Genomic DNA, 17948 nt, shown 5'->3' with positions numbered 1-17948 from the left:
GGACCTACCGGGCCGCCGCCAGCCCGTCGAGCAGCACGAGCGCGTCGTCGACCGCGCCGGCCGGGTCGGTGACGGGGTAGCGCACGCCCCTTATGGTCCGGGTGGCGTCGACGACCAGGGTGAGCCGCTTGAGGTGCTCGACGCCGCCGGCCCGGAAGGTGGGCAGACGGAGGGCGGCGGCCAGGTCGAGGCCGATGTCGGACAGCAGCGGGAACGGGATCCGCGCGTGCTCGGCGAAGGCCACCAGCTGGTCCGGGCGCTGGGTGCTGACGCCGTGGACGGCGGCGCCGCGCGCGGCGAACTCGTCCATCCGGTCGCGGTAGGTGCGGGACTCCAGCGTGCGGTCGCCGGTGCCCGGGATGTCGTTCCAGCCCGGGGGGTGGTCCGGCCCGCCGGGCCGGTAGGCGCCGGGGAAGCAGTAGAGCACCGTCCAGGCGCGGTCCGGACAGACCGGGTCGGTCCGCTCGCCCGAGGCGGCGGTGAGCTCCAGCGGGGGCAGCCGGCGGCCGGTCAGCGCGAGCACCCGGCGGGTCTCGGCGGAGTCGGCGGTGCTGGTGCCGGAGAGCGAGCCGTCGCCGAGGACGTACCGCCCGCCCCAGCCCTGGAGGGCGACCAGCACCGGGAGCAGGCCGCGTCCGGCCTCCGTCAGGTGGTACTCGTAGCGCGGCGGGTGCGGGTGGTAGAGACGCTTCTCCAGGACATCGTCGGCGACCAGGGCCTTGAGGCGCTGGGTGAGCACCTTCCGGCTGATGCCGAGCCCGTGCTGAAGGGCGTCGAACTGGTGCGTGCCGCCTGCGACGTCCCTGATCAGGAGCATGGCCCAGCTGTCCCCGACCACGGTCAGGGCCTGGGAGATCGCGCAGTCGGCGTCCGCCGCTTCCGTGTGCCGCATGACTGCCGATTATAGTGAGTTCCCAAAAGAGACTCACTAATAAAGGGGCGGGTGTGTCGATCGAGACGGCGGACACGAAGACGACCGGCGCGCAAACGACGACGGGCGCCCCGGCGTACGCGGGGCGGCCCGGCCCGGACCACGCCGGCAGACCGGCCGCAGTGTTCTGGCGCTACTGGACCGCCTCGACCGTCAGCCGGATCGGCGACCAGGTGAACGCGGTCGCCCTGCCCCTGATCGCCGTCGTCACCCTGCACGCCTCGGCCATCGACGTCGGCCTCATCACCGGCGCCGGCTACGCCGCCTGGCTGCTGATCGGACTGCCGGCCGGCGTCCTGGTCCAGCGACTGCCACTGCGCGGCACCCAGGTGGCGATGGACCTGGTGCGCGGCGTCGCCGTCGCCTCGGTACCGCTGGCGGCCGCCCTCGGCACCCTCGGCCTGCCCCAACTCATGGTGGTGGCACTGGTGGTCGGCCTCGCCGGCGTGGTCTTCGACGTGGGCATCTCCACCGTACTGCCCTCGATCGTCGCCAAGGAGGAACTGACCGCCCGCAACAGCCTGCTCTCCGGCAGCTCCGCGGCGACCGAACTGGCCGGACCCTCGCTCGGCGGCGTGCTGGTGCAACTCGTCGGCGGCGCGACGGCGATACTGCTGGACGCCGTCAGCTACCTCCTCTCGGCGGCCCTGCTGTTCAGCGTACGGCCCGTCAAACCGCCGGCCACCGCCCCGCGCCAGGCCGGCGCCGGAATGCGCGAGCAGATCCGCGAAGGCTGGCGCCACGTCACCCGGCACCGGGTACTGCGGCCGGCCGCCACCTACGCCGCCGCGGTGAACTTCGTCTCCGGCGGACTCATGACACTCACCCCGCTGTTCCTGGTCCGCACCCTCGACGCACCCGCCGCCGCCGTCGGCGCCCTGGTGGCCACCGGCGGCCTCGGCAGCCTGATCGGCGCCGCCCTCACACCCCGGGTGGTCTCCCGGCTCGGCAGCGGACGCGCCCTGTGCTGGGCGGCGACGACCGCGGCCGCCTTCTCCCTGCTGCTCCCCGCGGCCGGCCCGGGCTGGGGGACGCTGGTCTTCGCCGTCGGCAACGCCGGCTTCTCCGCCGGGGTCGTGGTCACCAGCATCGTGGCCCGCACCCACCGCCAGACCAGGACCCCGCCGGAGCTGCTGCCCCGGGTGATGGCCACCGTCCGCTTCGTCTCCTGGGGCGCGATACCCGTCGGCGCGCTCGCCGCCGGCGCCGCCGCCTCGGCCTGGGGACCGCGCACCGCACTGCTCCTCCTGGCACTCAGCAGCGCCGCCGGCCCCGCGATCCTGCTCGCCGGCCCGATCCGCCGGATGCGCGAGCTGCTCTGACACGGCGCTACCGCCCCGCAGCCCCCGGCGGCAGCTCCAGCTCGAACCAGACCACCTTGCCCTCCGGCGTACGCCGGGTGCCCCAGCGGTGGGCCAGCTCGTTCACCAGGTGGATACCGCGCCCGCCCTCGTCCTCCTCCCGGGCACGCCGGATCCGCGGCGAGGCGGCGTCCCGGTCGGCCACCTCCACGGTGAGCGTGCGGTCGCAGAACAACCGCAACCGGGTGGGCGACCCGGCGTGCACCAGGGCATTGGTGATCAGCTCACTGGTCAGCAGCTCCGCCCAGTCCGCCAGCGCGCCCAGCCCCCACTCGACGAGCGTCTCCCGGGTGAAGCGGCGCGAATGGGCGACCATCGCGTGGTCGTCGCCGAGCGGAAGGGTCGCGATCCGGTCCGAACCGGCCGGCCGCGCCTGCGCCATGATGACGGCGATGTCGTCCTCGCTGGTGCGGCCGGTCAGTTCGGCGAGCACCGCGTCACAGGTCTGCTCCAACGAGCCGTGCCGCTCGGCGACGGTACGGCAGAGCAGCCGCAGCCCCTCGTCGAGATCGCGGCCCCGCCGCTCGACCAGGCCGTCCGTGTACACCGTCAGGATGCCCTCCTCGGGGAGGGTGAACCCGACGCTCTCGAACGGCACCCCGCCCACCCCCAGCGGCGCGCCCGGAGGCAGCTCGACCAGCCGGGCATTGCCCTGCGTGTCGGACACCACCGGCGGCAGATGGCCCGCGCAGGCCGCCGTGCAGCTCCGGCCGACCGGGTCGTACACCACGCAGACACAGGTGGCGAACTGGCCCTCGCCCAGCGCCGTCGTCGCCTCGTCCAGCCGCTGCAGCACCCGGTCGGGCGCGATCTCCAGGGTGATCAGCGTCCGCGCCACCGTCCGCAGCTGGCCCATCGTCGCCGCGGCCCGGATACCGTGGCCCATCACATCGCCGACCACCAGCGCCACCCGCCCCGACGAGAGCGGCACCACGTCGAACCAGTCGCCGCCCACCTCGCTGACCACACTGCTCGGCAGATACCGGTAGGCCAGCTCCAGCCCCGGCGTGCGATGGATCTCCTGCGGCAGCAGACTGCGCTGCAACGTGAGCGCCGTCTCCCGCTCCCGCCGGTAGAGCCGGCCGTTGTCGATCGCCAACGCGGTACGGGCCACCAGCTCCTCGGCCAGCGACCGGTCCGCCGGGCCGAACGGCAGCGGATTGCGGCTGCGGATGAACTCCGCGCCGCCCAGCACCAGTCCGCGCGCCAGCAACGGCACCATCAGATACGAGTGCACCCCGGCGTCCAGACTCGGCCGCACCCGGTCCGGCGAGGCCACGATCCTGCGCAGCGCCGCCTCGTCCACCTCCGACACCAGGATCGACCGGCCGGTGCGCAGGCTCTGCGCGTACACCGGCGCCGACTGCGAGGTCTCCCCGATCGCGTCGGCCGCCCCCGCCATCACCCCCTCGTCGTCCAACTCGCCCACCGCCACCGCCCGCATCAGCACCGACCCGTCCGGCGGCACCGGCGCCGGGTCCTCACCGTCCAGCACCGTGGCACGCAGGTCGACCGTGACGAAGTCGGCGAACCGCGGGATCACCACCTCGACCAACTCCCGGGCGGTGCGGTACAGGTCGAGCGTGGTGCCGATCCGCCCGGAGGCCTCGTTGAGCAGCGACAGCCGCTGCTGCGCCGCCCGCGCCTCGTCCAGCGCCCGCTGCCGGGCGGCCGCCGCGTCCCGCTCCCGGGTGAACAGCAGCGCGTTGTCGATCGACACCGCCGCCCGCACCGCCAACTCCCCGGCCAGCGCCAGGTCGTCCTCCTCGTACGGATGGTCCGGCTCGGTCCGGTAGAACGCGGCCAGCCCGACCGGCGAACCGCGCGCGATCAACGGCACCACCATGAACGACCGGAGCTGCTGCTCCACCACCGCCGCCGCCCGCACCGGATCGTCCCGGAACCAGGACAGCCCGGCCTCGTCCATCCGCGGCACCAGCACCGGGGTGCGGTGGGCGAGCGCCCAGGCGTACGGCGAGGAGGGGACGAAGCGGTGCACACCGCCCGTGCGGTCGATCGGGCGCAGCGTCGAATGCGGCGCCGACTGGAAGGCCATCCGCCGCAGCACCGCCGAACCGTCCGGCGACGGGCGGGCCTCGCGCTCGCCGCGCACCAGGTCGTCCAGCACCTCGACCACCACCGTGTCGGCCAGCCGGGGCGTCGCCACCTCCGCCAGCTCCTGGGCGGTCTGGGCGAGGTCGAGCGTGGTGCCGATCCGGGCGGAGGCCGTGTTCACCAGCGCCAGCCGCTCCTGCGCGGCCTTCGCCTCGCGCAGCGCCTGCTGGCGGGCCAGCACCGTCTGGTGCTGGCGCAGGTACAGCCGGGCGTTGTCGATCGCCACCGCGGCCCGCGAGGCCAGCTCGTCGCCGAGCGTGATGTCCGCCTCGGCGAAGGACTCCCGCTCGCCGCGCCGGGAGTAGACGATCATGCCGAGCGTGGTGCCGCGCGCCACCAGCGGCGTGATCCGCACCGAGCGCGGACGGTCGCCGATGTACGCCTGCCGGCCGCTCTCGCTGATCGCCTCGCTCAGCGGCGGCAGCTCCCAGGACGGCACCACCACCGTGCGCCCGGTGGCCAGCGCCCGCGCGTACGGGGAGTCCGGCGCCAGCGCGTAGACCGTGTCCACCGGCAGCGCGTCCGCCGGGTAGAGCGGGTCGGCGGTGGCCAGCGCCAGCCGGCGCACCTGCTGCGGGGCGGCGGGGTCCGGCGGCTCGATGTCGCGGCCCACGGCCAGCGCCTCCAGGGCGAAGACGCCGCTGATGTCGGCCACCTTGGGCACCATCGCGTCGGCCAGCTCCCGGGCGGTCTGCCGCAGGTCCAGGGTGGTGCCGATGGAGGCGGTGGCCTCCGCCAGCAGGGCGAGCCGCTCCTGCGCGCGGGCGGCCCTGGTCTCGGCCTGGAAGCGCTCGGTGACGTCGACGACCGTCGAACTCACCCCGAGTATCCGGCCGCCCTTGTCCTCCAGCCGGAAGTAGGAGGCCGACCAGGCGTGGTCGTGCGTCGGGTCGCCCGGCGTGCGGCCGTGCGAGCGGACGTCCACCACCGGCTCGCCGGTCTCCAGCACCCGGCGCATCACGCCCTCGCTCTCCGCGCCGTTGATACCGGGCAGCAGCTCGATCAGCCGGTGCCCGAGGTGCTGCTCCACCGACAGGCCGTTGATCCTGGCCAGCGCCTCGTTGAGCCGCACGAAGGCGAGCCGGGTGTCGTACACGCTCATCCCGACCGGGGCCTGGGTGAAGAAGCCGTCCAGCACGGCCAGGTCCGCCTGGATCCGGCGCAGCGTCGTGACGTCGGAGGCCACCGCCAGCACCAGCGGGCGGCCGCCGGGGCCGGCGATCGGATGGGTGCGGAACTCCAGGTTGACGTGGTGCCCGTCGCGGTGGCGCACCGGGAAGACGCCGGACCAGCCGCGGCCGTCCAGGATCTCCTGGAACAGCTCCAGCACCTCGGGCCGCCGCTCGTCCGAGGCCAGCAGCTGCGCGGCCCGCGCGCCGATCGCCTCCTCCGGGGAGTAGCCGAGCAGGGCCTCGGCGTCACTGCTCCAGTGCAGGATCCGGCCGTCGGCCTCGATCAGGGCGGTGGCGATCGGCACCATCAGCAGGGCCTCCGGACCGTCGGCTCGTCCGGGCCCGGCGGCCTCGCGCCGCTCATGCCGCTTGTTCACCATGCTCGGTCACCAGGAACCGCCCGGAGATCGTCGCCACCAGCCCTGCCATCTTCCCACGCACCCCACCACCCCCGCGCGGCACGGGGCGGTGGCCGCCGGGCTACCCCTGGGCGGTCTGCAGGGTGCGCAGAAGCTGGACGCCGGGGGTGTCGACGGAGCGGCGGGTGTTGGCCAGCACGACCACCCCGACCCGCTTCTCCGGGTCGAAGGCCGCGATGGAGCGGTAGCCGCCGGTGCCGCCGTTGTGCCAGATCTGCAGGTGGCCCCCCTGGCGGGCGTGCAGGCGGCGGCCCAGCCAGCCGAGGTGCATCCAGGCGAACGGGTTGACCCGGTGCCGCACCTCGCGGGTCAGCGCGATGGCCGGGCCCAGCGGTGAGTCGTCGTCGGTGCCGGCCGCCAGCTGGGCCTCCAGGAAGACGGCCAGGTCGGCGGCGGTGGACTTGAGCGCGCCCGCCCCCGCGAGACCGGCGAGCTCCCAGCACGCCACCGGGCGCCCGCCCGTGGTGTGGCCCGGGGCGATCCGGGCCGCCTGTCCGGCGTCGGGCGTGACCACGGTGTCGGCGAGCCCGAGCGGCTCGCAGATCTCCCGCCGGACCAGCTCCTCGTACGACCCGCCGGCCCGGTGCGCCAGCGCGAGGCCGAGCAGGCCGGCACCGAGGTTGGAGTAGCGGAAGCCGCGCCCGGGCGCGGTGCGCACCTTGGTCCGGCCGAGGCTCGCGAGCAGCCACTCGGGGGTGCAGTGCGCGTACGGGTCGGGCTTGTACGGGGTGAACAGGGCGGGCAGCAGCATCCCGGCGGGCAGCCGCGGCAGGCCGGAGGTGTGGGTCGCCAGGTGCCGCAGCGCGATCGGCTGCCCGCCCTTGGCGGGGACGGTGACGCCGGCCGGGAGCGCGTCGGCGATGAGGTCCGCGAGCGGCTCGTCCAGGGTGACGGTGCCGGCCAGGCTCAGCCGGGCGAGCGCGAGCGAGGTGAACACCTTGGTCACCGACCCGATCTCGAACAGCGTGTCGGGCCCGGGCGGCCCGCCGGCGGGGCCGGGGCCGGTGCGGCCGGCGCCGCGGATCTCCACCGTGCCGCCGGCGAGGCCGGCGACCACGGCGCCGACCCCCTGGCCGGCGACGCGGTCGGCGGTCTGCTGGACGAGGCTGCCAAGATCGTTCATGGCTCCGAGCCTAGGAGCGGCACCGGGGCGGCGGCGTCCACCGTGGCGACGATTTCGCCGCCGCCCCGCTCGTCCCCCGGAGGTACGGGGGGACGAGCGGGAAGGAGTCTGTCGCCCGCTCGCGAGTTTCTCGCACGCGCTAGAAGTGATTCCGGCCGCTAGCGCTGCTGCCGTCCGCTCGCGGGCGGGCGTGCTCCCGGAGTTCCGTCAGCAGCTCAGGTTGTTGCCCGGCACGGTGCCGAGCAGCTGGGTGAAGCGCTGGTAGGCGTTGATCCGGCTCTGGACCTGCGCGGGGTTGCCGCCGTTGCACTCCAGCGAGCCGTTGATGCTGCGGATGGTCTCACCGAAGCCGTAGCCGTTGACGATCGCGTTGTGCGGGGTCATGGTGCCCGGCCCGTTCTGGGTGTTCCAGTACCAGAGCGCGGTCTTCCAGGCGACGGCCGGGTCGGTCTGCACCAGGTTGGGGTTGCGCAGCAGGTCGATGCCGAGGGCATCGCCGGCCGCCTTGTAGTTGAAGTTCCAGCTCAGCTGGATCGGCCCGCGGCCGTAGTACGCGGCCTGGCCGGCCGGGCAGCCGTAGGACTTGGTGGTGTCGCAGTAGTGGGGGTAGTTGGCGGTGTTCTGCTCGACGACGTAGACCAGCGCGCCGGTCTCGTGGTTGACGTTGGCGAGGAAGGCCGCGGCCTCCTGCTTGCGGACCGTGTCGGTGCCGGTGCCCGCGAAGGCCGGGTAGGCGCTGAGCGCGTCGATCAGGCCCTGGTAGGTGTAGAACGGGTTCCGGTTCGGGAACATCTGGTCGAACTGGGCCTGGCTGACCGGGAATCCGCCGGGGTTCGGCGAGGTGGTCGGCGTGGGCGTGACGGTCGGCGTGACGGTCGGGGTCGGCGTCGGGCCGGTGCCGCCGCAGGTGCCCTGGTCGGACCAGACGCCGGAGCCGCCGGTGCTCGGCGGCTCGTTCTGGGTCCACCACTTGGCGAGCCAGTTGTGGCCGTTGTACGAGACGGCGGCGCCGCCGGTGTAGACGGCCGAGGAGTTCCAGGGCGTGGCGCAGACGGCGGCGCTGGCGTTGGCCGCGGGCAGCAGCAGGACCACCGCCAGCGCCGTGGCGACGGCGGAGAGCAGTGCGAGCAGGCGTTTCGTGGACACTTGATCACCCCTTGTGCGGTGTGGGGCCGCACGGTCGTGGAGGTAGGGACGTCGGGGCAGGGGAGCCGGGGCCCCGCGGCGTGGGGGCACGTCGTGGGGGACGGGCCGACCGGGGTGCGGGCCGGGTGCGGGGCTGACCCAGACTCAAGCGGAGTGGTCTATACCTGTCAAGGGGTCTCGGGCAAAAGAGGCGCAGTGCAGAACGTCTTCGGCGGGCGTGCCGGAGGCGCTGTCATGGCCAGGTCCCTCCATCTGGAAGGATGGCGGGGTGGACGAGACCATCGACCCCGCCGCCCGGTCAGGGCCGGGCGCACCGATCCGCTCCGGCATCCCGGAGCACGGCCGGGTGCCCAAGTACTACGCCGTCAAGGGCGAGTTGGAAGCGCTGCTCGACGAACTCGGCGAGGGCGGCGTGCTGCCGACCGAGCGCGAGCTCGCGGCCCGCTTCGCGGTGGCCCGCGAGACGCTCCGCCAGGCCCTGCGCGAACTGCTGATCCAGGGCCGGATCCGCCGGCGCGGACGCAGCACCGTGGTGGCCGGCCCCAAGCTGGAGCAGCCGCTCTCGCTCGCCAGCTACACCGAGGGCGTGCGGCGTCAGGGCCGGGTCCCCGGGCGCACCCTGATCGGGTTGGAACGGCTGGGCGCCGACCCCCAGTTGGCCGGTCAGCTGCGGATCGTGCCGGGCGAGCCGGTCTGGCACCTGGAACGGGTGCTGCTCGCGGACGGCGAGCGGGTGGGCCTGGAGAGCACCTACCTCGCCGTCCGCCGGGTCCCGGCGCTGGACGTGGAGTTCGACCCCGGCTCCTCGCTCTACGCCTACCTCGCCGAGAAGGCGGGCATCGGCTTCGGCGCCGCCGACGAGCGGATCGAGACCGTGCTGGCCACCCCGCGCGAGGCCCTGCTGATCGGCACCCCGCCGGCCCTGCCGATGCTGCTGCTGCACCGGCTGACCAGGGACACCGAGGGCCGCCCGGTGGAACGGGTGCGCTCGCTCTACCGGGGTGACCGGTTCAGCTTCACCACCCGCCTCGAAGCGGACTGACCCCACCCGCCCTCACCCCACCCGCCCGCACCCTTCCCGGGGTGCGATGATCACGGGAGCATAACGGGTCTGGACCGAATTCGGGCGTTGTTCACACCCGGGTCGGGAGCCGGGCCACCCCCGTCCATCCGTCGCTCCGACCGTAGTCACCGCCCCCTTCGGCGCCATGACGCAGCATCAGGAGGACGACGTGACCCCGCAGAACCCCGCCGCCGCCCCCGGCCTCTCCCGCCGCGGCCTGCTCCTCGGCACCGCCGCCGCACTCGCCGCCGGCCCGCTCACCGCCGCCGCCACCCCCGCCCGCGCGGCCGTCGCCGCAGCCGCCACCGCCGCCACCGCCGGCCGGACCCCCAAGGTCCTGCTGATCGGCCTCGACGGCGCCATGCTCAACCGCATCAAGGACGCCGGCGCCCCGAACCTCACCGCCCTGATCACCGGCGGCCTCAGCGCCGCCAGCAGCCTCTACACCAACCCGATGGCCGGCACCCTCTCCGGCCCCGGCTGGTCCACCATCGCCACCGGCGTGTGGCCGGACAAGCACAACGTCAAGGACAACAACTTCACCGCGCCCAACCTCACCGCCTACCCCGACTTCCTGACCCGGGTGGAGACCGCCGACCCCGCGCTCTCCACCTACGTGGTCGCCTCCTGGGCGCCGATCGCCGACATCATCTGCTCCGGCAAGGTCGACACCCGCGTCGCCACCCCGTCCGCCGAGTACGACAACGGCACCACCGCCCGCGCGGTCGCCAGGCTGCGCGACGGCAACCCCGACGTGGTCTTCGTCCACCTCGACAACGTCGACCACGCCGGCCACAGCAGCGGCTCCGCCAGCCAGGCCTACCTGACCGCGATCCGCGGCGTGGACGCCCAGGTCGGCCAGATCGTCGCCGCCGTCCGGGGCCGCGCGGGCTACGCCCAGGAGGACTGGCTGATCATGGTCACCGCCGACCACGGCCACACTCCCACCGGCGGCCACGGCGGCTCCAGCTGGGAGGAGCGGCAGACCTTCGTGATCGCCAACGGCTCGGCCTTCCCGGCCGGTTCGGTCCGCCACGACGTGCGCATGGTGGACATCGCGCCCACCGCCCTGGCCCACCTCGGCATCACCGCCGACCCCGCCTGGAACCTCGACGGCACCCCGATCCCGGCCCTGGTCCCCGACGAGTTCGACGCGCTGCGCCCGCAGCTCACCGGCCGGGTCGACGAGACCGGCATCGCGGCCGGCGTCCTCGGCTTCACCCACACCCCGCCGGCCGGCTGGTCGGTCGACAACTCCGCGATGGGCACCGGCGGCGTCAGCGAGTGGCGCGGCTGGTCGTTCACCACCGACGAGTTCTGGACGAAGACCCAGCGCGACCAGAACCGCGAGCTGAACGTCCGCTCCCGCAACGTCTTCGCGGTCGCCGACTCCGACGAGTGGTCCGACAAGTCCTTCTCCGGCACCTACGACTCCACCCTGGTCAGCCCCGAGTACCCGGTGGCCGGGCGCACCACCGTGCCGGTCGCCTTCACCACCTTCTACCGGCCCGAGGGCGCGCAGAGCGCCCGGGTGCTCGCCGTCTGGGACGGCGGCGCACCGGTCGAGGTGAAGAGCTTCACCACCGACACCAACGGCCGCCAGCGCCTCGACCTGGCCGTCCCGGCGGGCGCGGGCCGGCTGCGGCTGCGGTTCCGCTACACCGGCAGCAACAACTGGTACTGGGTGCTGGACAACGTGCGCGTCGGCTGACCGCGGTCAGCGCTCCGGCGGGGCGAGCGCGGCCCGCAGCCGCTCGGCGACCAGCGCCGCGCCCGCCTCGTCGGGGTACGTCCGGCGCGGCCAGAAGAAGCCGCGCAGCCCGTCCTTGGGATTGCGCGGCACCACGTGGACGTGCAGGTGCGGCACCGACTGGCTGATCCGGTTGTTCGCCGCCACGAAACTGCCCGCCGCCCCCAGCCCGTGCTCCACCGCCGCCGCCACCCGCTGCACCCGCAGGAAGAACGGGCCCACCTGCGCCGCCGGCAGGTCCTCCAGGGTGCGGTGGTGGGTGCGCGGCACCACCAGGACGTGGCCCGGGAACAGCGGCCGGCGGTCCAGGAAGGCCACCGCCGCCTCGTCGTCCAGCACCCGGTGCGCGGGCTCCGTGCCCGCCACCACCGCACAGAAGACGCAGTCCATCCGTCCATTCAACCGGCCCGCCGCGGTTGCGGCATCCGCTCGCGGCGGGGCCTTCGGGAGGTCACCCGGGCGGACCCCGAGCGGGTGCGGTCCCGGCCCGCCGGGGCGCACCGTGCTGGTGGGGCGTGCGGCGCGTCCCGTCGACGAGGAGGTGGCCCGGATGGCGGGCAGGTTCGAGGTGTACGAGGACGCCGGGGGCAAGTACCGGTTCCGGCTCAAGGCGGGCAACGGCGAGATCGTCGCGACCGGCCAGGGGTACGCGAGCAAGGATGCCGCCCACAAGGGCGTCGAGGCCGTCCAGCGGGCGGCGGACGGCGCGAGCGTGGTGGACCTGAAGCCCAGGGCTGCGGCCTGAGCGCCGCGCGGCGGCGGGGCCGTCCCCCGCCGCCGTCCGCGCCGCCCGCGTGACGCCCCCGTCCCCGCGCTACTCGTAGCGGTAGAGCAGGGCCTCACGCTCGTTCCGCTCGATCGCCTCGATGGTCAGCGAGGGGTCGCCCAGGTGCGAGAGGGTGACCTCGGCCGAAGTCGGCTGCTCGTCCTTGCCGAGCCAGTTCTCCGGCTTCCACGCGGAGGCGCGCAGGAAGGCCTTCGGACAGTGCGCGTAGACCTCCTCGACCGCCACCACGATCGCGCTGCGCGGCGGCTTGCCGACCGCCGTCAGCTGCTCCAGCAGCCGCGGGTCGGTGGAGACGCAGGCCCGCCCGTTGACCCGCAGCGTGGTGTCCCGGCCCGGGACGACGAAGATCAGCCCGACCCGGCCGGTCTCGATGATGTTGTGCAGGGTGTCCAGCCGCTTGTTCCCGGTCGCGTCCGGTATCGCCAGGGTGAACTCGTCGAGCACCGAGACCAGTCCGGGCGGTCCGCCGCGCGGCGACACGTCACAGCGCCCGGCGGCGTCCGCGCTGGCCACCAGCACCAGCGAGGAGCAGGCGATCAACTGCCGGGCCACGTCGTGGACGCGGTCCACCTGCTTGCGTCGCGCGGCGTCGCCGGGCTGCTCGTAGACGTCCCGCAGCCGCGCGACATCGCTCAGGGCGGTCGCGGCGAGGGCGGCGAACAGGCCGGAAGGGCCCTGCGGGCCGGGGGTTGACGGAACAACGGTCTCCGGTGTGCTGGTCATACCGGCAAACGTAATCGAGACCCCGGGGGCCGAATAGATCGGACCGCCGGCTCACACGGAGAGCGGAACCGGGTGCACCTCGTCCGCCGGATGCCCGGCACGCTCGTGGACCCGCTGCACGGCCTCCTTCGAGGGCGCCTCGGAGAGGCAGTAGACGACGCCCGCCTCCGGATCGGCCCACGCCTGCTCGAACCGCACGCCCTCGGCGCCCTGGGCGTCCAGATCGGCCTGGTGCGCCATGCGCAGCTGTTCCTCGGTGATGCCGGCCATCCCGTGGTGGACGTCCATGAACTTGGCCATCGCGCTCGCACCTCCTGGGGCCGGAGCCCGCGTCCGGCCCGAAACCCGCCCCTCCCACCAGCTTGCGCCCCCGCACCCCCGCACGCATTCCCGCCGCCGTCGTGAAACAGCCCACAGTGCAGCCCTCTCCCTTCACCCGTGGCGGCCGTGGCACAATGACCGCAGAAGTAGCAGTGACGTTCAGCGCACTCCGGGGTCGGTGAAAATCCGAACCGGCGGTTACAGTCCGCGACCCGTCCGCAGCCAGCGGCCGGTTGACCAGGTGAAATTCCTGGACCGACGGTTAAAGTCCGGATGGGAGGCGTGCGCGGCGGACGAGTGAGCAGGACCCGTGGTCCCCCGGTGGACCGCGGGAGGTGTGTACGGCGGCGGTCGAGGGTTTCCTCGGCATCCGGTGCGACGAAGGCCCCGCGACGGGTCCCTCGACGGTCCGGCGACGCGTGCACCCGACCCGCCCGTCCGTGTCATCTCCCATGCCGCACCCCGGAGTCCGCGCCCCAAGCGCGAGGAGAACCCGGGTGTTCACCGGCATCATCGAAGAGCTCGGCGAGGTCGTGTCGATCGAGGAGATCGGCGACTCCTCGCGCATCCGTCTGCGCGGCCCGGTGGTCTGTGAGGGTGCGCGGCACGGCGATTCCATCGCGGTCAACGGCGTCTGCCTGACCGTCGTCGACACCCCCGAGGAACTGGCCTCCGGCACCGGCGAGTTCAGCGCCGACGTGATGGCCGAGACCCTCCACCGTTCCAGCCTGGGCGAGTTGAGCCCCGGCTCGGCGGTCAACCTGGAGCGCGCCATGGCGCTCGGCGCCCGGCTCGGCGGTCACCTGGTGCAGGGTCATGTCGACGCCACCGGGCGGCTGTTGAGCCGCGAGCCGGGGGAGCGGGACGCCGCCGGGAACCTCCGCTGGGAGGTGCTGCGCTTCTCGCTGCCGGAGTCCGTCACCCGCTACCTGGTGGAGAAGGGCTCGATCACCGTCGACGGCGTCAGCCTCACCGTGGTCGAGGCCGCCCGCGACAGCTTCACCGTCAGCCTCATCCCGGCGACCCTCGCGCTGACCACCCTTGGCGCCAAGGCCGTCGGCGAGAGCGTCAACCTGGAGGTCGACGTCCTCGCCAAGTACGTGGAGCGGCTGCTGGAGTCCCGCACCCTGCCCACCCTCCCCACGCTGCCCCCGACCGCCCCGACCGCCCCGACCGCCCCGACCGCCCCGACCGCCCCGACGGCCACCGGGGAGGAGCGGTGAACTGGCTCAACTCGGACGCCTTCACGGTGTTCGGCCAGCACGTGAGGTGGTCGGACATGATCGGCAACCTCTTCGGCATCGCCGCCCTCGCCCTCGGCTGGCGCCGCTCGGTCTGGAGCTGGCCGGTCCAGCTGCTCTCCGGCCTGGTCCTGATCACCGCCTACCTGGCCGGCAACGTGCCCGGCATGGTCGGCAAGCAGCTGATCGTCGTCGCCACCGCCGCCTGGGGCTGGAACCAGTGGCGGCGCGGCCGGCAGGGCGGCGGGGAGATCGCCGTCCGGTTCGCCACCTGGCCCGAGCGGGCCGCGCTCGCCGCCGGCACCGCGGCCGGCACCGCCCTGCTCGCCTGGGCCTTCCTGACGATCCCCGCGCTCGGCTCCTGGAGCCCGTGGGCGGACGCCTACATCTTCGTCGGCACCCTGGCGGCCATGGTCGCCCAGGCCCGCGGCTGGGTGGAGTTCTGGTTCGCCTGGATCGCCGTCGACGTGGTCGGCGTGCCGCTCGCCTTCAACACCGGCTACACCTTCTCCGGCCTCACCTACTCCGTGTACTTCGTCCTGGTCCTGCTCGGGCTGCGCTCGTGGTGGCTGAACACCCGCGCGCCGCGCCTCACGTCCACCACCGTCCCGCAGGGAGCAACGGCATGACCGAGAACCAGCAGCCCGACGAGTTCGTCCTCGACCCGGTCGAGCGGGCCGTCGCCGACATCGCGCTCGGCCGCGCGGTGATCGTCGTCGACGACGAGGACCGCGAGAACGAGGGCGACATCGTCTTCGCGGCCAGTGCCGCCACCCCCGAACTGATGGCCTTCACCATCCGCTACAGCTCCGGCGTGATCTGCGCCCCGATGACCGGCGCCGAGCTGGACCGGCTCAGACTCCCCCCGATGACCCAGGTCAACGAGGACCGCAAGGGCACCGCCTACACCGTCTCGGTGGACGCCCGCGAAGGAGTCGACACCGGAATCTCGGCCGCCGACCGGGCCCGCACCGTGCGCCTGCTCGCCTCGCCCGGCACCGGGCCCGGCGACCTCGCCCGCCCCGGGCACGTCTTCCCGCTGCGCGCCGTCGAGGGCGGCGTGCTGGTCCGCCCCGGCCACACCGAGGCCGCCGTCGACCTGGCCCGGCTCGCCGGACTCGCGCCGGCCGGCGCGATCGCCGAGGTGGTCAACGACGACGGCACCATGGCGCGGCTGCCCGAACTGGTCGCCTTCGCCCGTGAGCACAACCTGGCGATCATCTCCATCGAGGACCTCATCGCCTACCGCCGCCGCACCGAACTGCACGTCGACCGGGCCGCCGTCACCGCCCTGCCCACCGCCTACGGCGAGTTCACCGCGGTCGGCTACCGGGGCACCCTCGACGGCGTCGAGCACATCGCCCTGGTCGCCGGCGGACTGGACGCCGAGGGCCGGTTGCCGGAGGGCGAGGACGTCCTGGTCCGGGTCCACTCCGAGTGCCTGACCGGCGACGTGCTCGGCTCGCTGCGCTGCGACTGCGGCCCGCAGCTCCAGGCTTCGCTGCGCCGGGTCGCCGAGGCCGGCCGGGGCGTGGTGCTCTACCTGCGCGGCCACGAGGGCCGGGGCATCGGCCTGGCGCACAAGCTGCGCGCCTACGAGCTCCAGGAGCGCGGCCGCGACACCGTCGACGCCAACCTCGACCTCGGCCTGCCCGCCGACGCCCGCGACTACAGCATCGGCGCCCAGATGCTCTGCGACCTCGGCGTGCGCTCGCTGACCCTGCTGACCAACAACCCGCAGAAGCTCACCGCGCTCACCGAGCACGGGCTCAAGGTCAAGGGCCGCGCGCCGGTGGAGATCCCGCCCGGCGAGCACAACGCGCGCTACCTGCGCACCAAGCGCGACCGGATGGGCCACGACCTGCCCGGCCTCGGCGCCTGACCCGCGAATCCCGCCCTGACCCGCGAACCCCGACCCGACCCGCGAACCCCACCCCGTCCGTCCCGAACCACCGAAAGGCACCCGCACATGAGCGGCCACGGAGCCCCCGAGCTGACCATCGACAACGCCGCCGGCCTCAAGGTCGCCGTGATCGCCGCCCAGTGGCACGAGCAGGTGATGAACGGCCTCCTCGACGGCGCCCACCGCGCCCTCAAGGAGCTGGGCGTCGCCGAGCCGACCGTCCTGCGCGTCCCCGGCACCTTCGAGCTGCCGGTGGCCGCCAAGCGCCTGGCCGAGCGCGGCTACGACGCCGTGATCGCCCTCGGCGTGGTGATCCGCGGCGGCACCCCGCACTTCGACTACGTCTGCCAGGCCGCCACCGCCGGCCTCACCCAGGTCGCCGTGGACACCGGCGTCCCGGTCGGCTTCGGCGTGCTGACCTGCGACAACGAGCAGCAGGCGCTCGACCGGGCGGGCCTGCCGGGCTCCGCCGAGGACAAGGGCCACGAGGCGGTCACCGCGGCCGTCGCCACCGCCGCCGCCCTGCGCGCGCTCTGATCCGGCCGGCCGGACCGGCACCCGGACCGTGGACGTCCACCGGACTGTCCACGGTCCGGAACCGTTTACCGCCCGTCCGTCCGCACGCCGTAAGGTGAGTCCCATCATGGCTTCGAAGACATTCGAGGAGCTCTTCACCGAGCTCCAGCAGAAGGCCGCCACCGGCGACCCCTCGTCCTCCCGCACCGCGCAGCTCGTCCAGCAGGGCGTCCATGCGATCGGCAAGAAGGTCGTCGAGGAGGCCGCCGAGGTCTGGATGGCCGCCGAGTTCCAGTCCGACGAGCAGACCGCCGAGGAGATCTCCCAGCTCCTCTACCACCTTCAGGTGATGATGGTCGCCCGCGGACTGACGCTCGACGACGTCTACAAGTACCTCTAGGCCCAGGCCCGCAAACCCCCCTACACCCACACCGAACAGGTAAGGAACTGACCTCCATGCTGCGCATCGCCGTCCCCAACAAGGGTTCGCTCTCGGGTCCTGCGGCGGAGATGCTCCATGAGGCCGGCTACCGGCAGCGCAAGGACGCCAAGGAGCTGGTCCTGGTCGACCCGGGCAACCAGGTCGAGTTCTTCTTCCTGCGCCCGCGCGACATCGCCGTGTACGTCGGCTCCGGCCGCCTCGACGTCGGCATCACCGGCCGCGACCTGCTGCTGGACTCGCACTCCAACGCCGAGGAGGTGCTCGCGCTCGGCTTCGCCGGCTCGACCTTCCGCTTCGCCCGCCCGGTCGGCGTGGACGTCGACGACGTCAAGGGCCTGGAGGGCCTGCGGATCGCCACCTCCTACACCGGCCTGGTCGAGCAGCACCTCGCCGACCACGGGGTGAAGGCCACCGTCACCAAGCTGGACGGCGCGGTGGAGACCGCGGTGCAGCTGGGCGTCGCCGATGTGATCGCCGACGTGGTGGAGACCGGCACCAGCCTGCGCAACGCCGGTCTTGAGGTGTTCGGCGACCCGATCCTGATCTCCGACGCCGTGGTGATCCGTCCCAAGGGCGCCGGCGAGGACGCGGGCGTCGAGCAGTTCCTGCGCCGGCTGCAGGGCGTGCTGGTGGCCCGCCGCTACGTGCTGATGGACTACGACATCCGCGCCGAGAACGTCGCCGCCGCCGTCGCGCTGACCCCCGGCCTGGAGTCGCCCACCGTCTCCCCGCTGCACACCGCGGGCTGGGTGGCGGTCCGCTCCATGGTGCTCCGCAAGGAGGCCCAGCAGATCATGGACGACCTGTGGGGCATCGGCGCCCGGGCCATCCTGGTGACCAACATCCACGCCTGCCGCCTCTGAGCGACCCCGCGGGCATAAGCACCGGTTGAATGGGGCGGGGCCGCCGTCCGGCGTCCCCGCCCCTTCCCGCAC

The 17948-nt window shown here is 73.6% G+C and carries 17 protein-coding genes and 1 riboswitch; of the genes, 10 read left to right on the top strand and 7 right to left on the bottom strand.

Translation table 11 applies throughout. The features are described from left to right. Positions 1–4: 4 nt before the first annotated feature. Positions 5–892, bottom strand: a complete 888-nt coding sequence (locus tag ACFZBX_RS15435; RefSeq protein WP_391534256.1) for a winged helix-turn-helix transcriptional regulator — start codon at positions 890–892, stop codon at positions 5–7. A 53-nt stretch (positions 893–945) separates the two neighbouring features. Between ACFZBX_RS15435 and ACFZBX_RS15430 the strand changes: the two genes are divergently transcribed. Further along, positions 946–2253 carry an MFS transporter gene (locus ACFZBX_RS15430; protein WP_391534255.1) on the top strand — a complete coding sequence of 436 codons (1308 nt, stop codon included), beginning with the start codon at positions 946–948 and terminating at the stop codon, positions 2251–2253. Positions 2254–2260: 7 nt separating this feature from the next. On the opposite strand, the gene ACFZBX_RS15425 is transcribed toward ACFZBX_RS15430, so the two are convergent. The 3 genes from ACFZBX_RS15425 to ACFZBX_RS15415 all read right to left on the bottom strand — a co-directional run bounded on the left by ACFZBX_RS15425 (position 2261) and on the right by ACFZBX_RS15415 (position 8267). After that, the gene (locus ACFZBX_RS15425; RefSeq protein ID WP_391534254.1) at positions 2261–5959 is read right to left on the bottom strand and encodes a SpoIIE family protein phosphatase; all 3699 of its coding nucleotides are present in this window, start codon (positions 5957–5959) and stop codon (positions 2261–2263) included. Between the two features lie 100 nt (positions 5960–6059). Next, positions 6060–7121 carry a serine hydrolase domain-containing protein gene (locus tag ACFZBX_RS15420; RefSeq protein WP_391534253.1) on the bottom strand — a complete coding sequence of 354 codons (1062 nt, stop codon included), beginning with the start codon at positions 7119–7121 and terminating at the stop codon, positions 6060–6062. Positions 7122–7328: 207 nt separating this feature from the next. Further along, positions 7329–8267: a glycoside hydrolase family 19 protein gene (locus ACFZBX_RS15415; protein WP_391534252.1), complete on the bottom strand. Its 939-nt coding sequence runs from the start codon at positions 8265–8267 to the stop codon at positions 7329–7331. A 268-nt stretch (positions 8268–8535) separates the two neighbouring features. On the opposite strand from ACFZBX_RS15415, the gene ACFZBX_RS15410 reads away from it, so the two are divergent. Together ACFZBX_RS15410 and ACFZBX_RS15405 are read left to right on the top strand one after the other, a co-directional pair. After that, entirely contained in the window at positions 8536–9309 is a 774-nt protein-coding gene (locus ACFZBX_RS15410; protein ID WP_391534251.1) for a GntR family transcriptional regulator, read from the top strand. A 166-nt stretch (positions 9310–9475) separates the two neighbouring features. Continuing rightward, positions 9476–11041, top strand: coding sequence for an alkaline phosphatase family protein (locus ACFZBX_RS15405; RefSeq protein WP_391534250.1), 1566 nt, complete (start codon positions 9476–9478; stop codon positions 11039–11041). A 6-nt stretch (positions 11042–11047) separates the two neighbouring features. Here ACFZBX_RS15405 and ACFZBX_RS15400 read toward each other — a convergent pair whose 3' ends face one another. Then, positions 11048–11470, bottom strand: a complete 423-nt coding sequence (locus ACFZBX_RS15400) for an HIT family protein (RefSeq protein ID WP_391534249.1) — start codon at positions 11468–11470, stop codon at positions 11048–11050. Positions 11471–11630: 160 nt separating this feature from the next. Between ACFZBX_RS15400 and ACFZBX_RS15395 the strand changes: the two genes are divergently transcribed. Continuing rightward, the gene (locus ACFZBX_RS15395) at positions 11631–11825 is read left to right on the top strand and encodes a YegP family protein (protein ID WP_391534248.1); all 195 of its coding nucleotides are present in this window, start codon (positions 11631–11633) and stop codon (positions 11823–11825) included. 69 nt (positions 11826–11894) lie between these two features. On the opposite strand, the gene ACFZBX_RS15390 is transcribed toward ACFZBX_RS15395, so the two are convergent. Together ACFZBX_RS15390 and ACFZBX_RS15385 are read right to left on the bottom strand one after the other, a co-directional pair. Then, complete coding sequence (locus ACFZBX_RS15390) at positions 11895–12590, bottom strand: MSMEG_1061 family FMN-dependent PPOX-type flavoprotein (RefSeq protein WP_391534247.1); 696 nt, start codon at positions 12588–12590, stop codon at positions 11895–11897. Between the two features lie 51 nt (positions 12591–12641). Then, positions 12642–12890 carry an SCO4226 family nickel-binding protein gene (locus ACFZBX_RS15385; protein ID WP_391534246.1) on the bottom strand — a complete coding sequence of 83 codons (249 nt, stop codon included), beginning with the start codon at positions 12888–12890 and terminating at the stop codon, positions 12642–12644. A gap of 182 nt (positions 12891–13072) precedes the next feature. Next, positions 13073–13200, top strand: a riboswitch (FMN riboswitch). A 208-nt stretch (positions 13201–13408) separates the two neighbouring features. On the opposite strand from ACFZBX_RS15385, the gene ACFZBX_RS15380 reads away from it, so the two are divergent. The 6 genes from ACFZBX_RS15380 to hisG all read left to right on the top strand — a co-directional run bounded on the left by ACFZBX_RS15380 (position 13409) and on the right by hisG (position 17876). Next, positions 13409–14134 (top strand): riboflavin synthase, encoded by a 726-nt coding sequence (locus ACFZBX_RS15380; protein ID WP_391534245.1) that lies wholly within the window; start codon positions 13409–13411, stop codon positions 14132–14134. Then, positions 14131–14781 (top strand): nicotinamide riboside transporter PnuC, encoded by a 651-nt coding sequence (locus ACFZBX_RS15375; protein WP_391534244.1) that lies wholly within the window; start codon positions 14131–14133, stop codon positions 14779–14781. Before ACFZBX_RS15380 ends, ACFZBX_RS15375 begins: the two co-directional genes overlap by 4 nt. Then, positions 14778–16034 (top strand): bifunctional 3,4-dihydroxy-2-butanone-4-phosphate synthase/GTP cyclohydrolase II, encoded by a 1257-nt coding sequence (locus ACFZBX_RS15370; RefSeq protein WP_391534243.1) that lies wholly within the window; start codon positions 14778–14780, stop codon positions 16032–16034. Before ACFZBX_RS15375 ends, ACFZBX_RS15370 begins: the two co-directional genes overlap by 4 nt. A gap of 87 nt (positions 16035–16121) precedes the next feature. After that, positions 16122–16592 (top strand): 6,7-dimethyl-8-ribityllumazine synthase, encoded by a 471-nt coding sequence (gene ribH / locus ACFZBX_RS15365; protein WP_380758378.1) that lies wholly within the window; start codon positions 16122–16124, stop codon positions 16590–16592. 106 nt (positions 16593–16698) lie between these two features. Next, complete coding sequence (locus ACFZBX_RS15360; RefSeq protein WP_030306151.1) at positions 16699–16971, top strand: phosphoribosyl-ATP diphosphatase; 273 nt, start codon at positions 16699–16701, stop codon at positions 16969–16971. 56 nt (positions 16972–17027) lie between these two features. Next, positions 17028–17876: an ATP phosphoribosyltransferase gene (gene hisG, locus ACFZBX_RS15355; RefSeq protein WP_391534242.1), complete on the top strand. Its 849-nt coding sequence runs from the start codon at positions 17028–17030 to the stop codon at positions 17874–17876. The last annotated feature ends 72 nt before the right edge of the window (positions 17877–17948 follow it).

The organism is Kitasatospora sp. NPDC008115 (assembly GCF_042957205.1).
GTDB lineage: Bacteria > Actinomycetota > Actinomycetes > Streptomycetales > Streptomycetaceae > Kitasatospora.
This window is presented reverse-complemented; position numbering and strand designations above follow the sequence as displayed.